This is a genomic window from Cetobacterium sp. (genome assembly GCF_048470075.1).
In the GTDB taxonomy this organism is placed as follows: domain Bacteria; phylum Fusobacteriota; class Fusobacteriia; order Fusobacteriales; family Fusobacteriaceae; genus Cetobacterium_A.
Genome location: NZ_DBGBQB010000043.1, coordinates 1 through 1,912 on the forward strand (window position 1 = coordinate 1; position 1,912 = coordinate 1,912).

2 protein-coding genes are annotated in these 1,912 nt (G+C 33.5%); both read right to left on the reverse strand.

What is annotated here, in order from left to right; genetic code table 11:
- Positions 1-331 (reverse strand): 4-alpha-glucanotransferase (locus tag ACMOUI_RS01355; RefSeq protein ID WP_418963951.1); only part of this gene is annotated, 331 nt, incomplete at its 3' end.
- A gap of 88 nt (positions 332-419) precedes the next feature.
- Positions 420-1,871 (reverse strand): carbohydrate porin, encoded by a 1,452-nt coding sequence (locus tag ACMOUI_RS01360; RefSeq protein WP_418963952.1) that lies wholly within the window; start codon positions 1,869-1,871, stop codon positions 420-422.
- Positions 1,872-1,912: the final 41 nt, after the last annotated feature.

A 1,912-nucleotide genomic window follows, 5' to 3' on the forward strand; every position in this document is an offset into this window, starting at 1 on the left:
CTTTATATCTTTCTATATATAACCTATCATACTGTATGTTAGAAGTAGAGTTTAACTCCTTTAAAGAGGTTAAATCATCCTTTGTCAAAATATCCATTTTTACTAAAGCATTTAAATCTATAAAATATGGATTACCTGCAAAAGCTGAAAAGGATTGATAGGGAGAATCCCCATAACCAGTTGTTCCCATTGGAAGAATTTGCCAATATTTTTGATGACTTTCCTCTAAAAAATCAACAAACTCATAGGCACATTTTCCAAAATCTCCAATTCCATACTCTCCAGGTAGAGATGTTATATGTAGAAGTATACCGCTTGATCTATTTTTCATAAAAATACCTCACTTTTAATTTATTATAAATGAGGCACCAACGGGAGGAAGGCGCCTCAAGAAGGGAACTATAGTATTAAGTATTAAATTAGAACCAAACCTCAGCTTGAACTCCAACGTTTACTCCATTTTTTCCACTGTAAGAGTTTAAATCGCTTTGGAAAGATTTTTGGTAATCATTATCCCATCCAGCCCAAGTAACAAATGTTCTAATCTCAGGTCTAGCCCAGAAATCATTTGAATTTAACTTAAATGTTGGTGCAAATGTAAGTTTGTATAGATTTCCATCTGTATTTTTTCCATTATCTTTTTCCTCTGTTACATAGTAGTATCCAGCTTCAAATTGTAATTCGAAATTTTCATTGATTTTGTATACTGGTCTAGCTACAACACTGACCCAAGTTGATTTTAATCCATCAACATCTACAGAATAAGATTCTCCTTGAGGGTCTAAAAGATCTGCATTGTAGTTAAATTTACTATTTTTATTGTGTTGAGCAACAACTGTTGTAAATAAATCCCATTTTTCATTTATAGGTAAAACTCCAAAAGTACCTATTCTAGCAGATAAAGCATCATCTAAATTCCCTTCAGCTCCTCTACCGGCACTACCTAAACCATCTCCTGCATTAAGTCCATATCCAACTTGTGCAAATAACTTAGAGAATCCCTTTCCACTCCAGTAATATCCAGGTGTATTATAGAATACTCCCAATTGCAATCCGTAGTCAGCTGCATCATATGTATTATAGTAATTCTTAGTTGCAACAGTTCTATTTTCATTATCCTTAGAGAAAGCCGCTCCTAAATCGAATTCCCAAGAACCAATATCATATCTAGCAAGAAGGTTTACAACATTTAAACCATCCTCTTTATTAGATGAAGAGGTAATTAGCCCAGCAGGATCATAGCTATCATAGTCTCTAGCGATAACTCCTAAATCTAACATACCATCTCCAATTTTAATATTATCTATTCCAGCTCCAGTCCCTGAATAGTCAGTGAAATAGAAGTCTGTTATATGAATATCCCTTCTATTATAGAATCTTTTACCAGCCCAAATTACTGATTCCTTGAAGGCACCTGAAAATACTGGAAGATTTCCCATCTCTGCATAAGCTTGTCTTAAAGCTACTCCATCATTCCAATCATTGTAGTCGTCAGTACCTTTTGCAAACATGATATGCCATTTAGCCCAAGCTCCATTATCAAGATAGAAGTTTTTCACTAATTCAGCTTCAATATAAGTATCACTTTCATTTCCCAATCTTCCAACCCCATTTTTATTGAAAACTTTTCCTTTTTTTAAGTCATTGTTAGCATTTAAAAGAAGTCCAGATCTACCATATCCATGGAACTCAAAACTAGGGTGTTCTTGATTATATTCTAATTTAGCAATTCTGTCCTCCAAAGTTGCAACATCATAGGAATTAGTAACAACTTCAGGAGTTGGAACTACCTCTTTAGCAAAAGTTTTTTCTCCAACTGTTCCAGCTAAGATAATACAAGATAAAAGTGTAAGAAGTTTGTTGATTTTCATAAATTTACTCCCCCTGCTTTATTTTTTATTTGTTGTAAAAT

Bases quoted from the DNA above. Each gene is read 5' to 3' on its own strand.
- ACMOUI_RS01360 (WP_418963952.1), bottom strand. From the start codon at position 1,871: ATGAAAATCAACAAACTTCTTACACTTTTATCTTGTATTATCTTAGCT.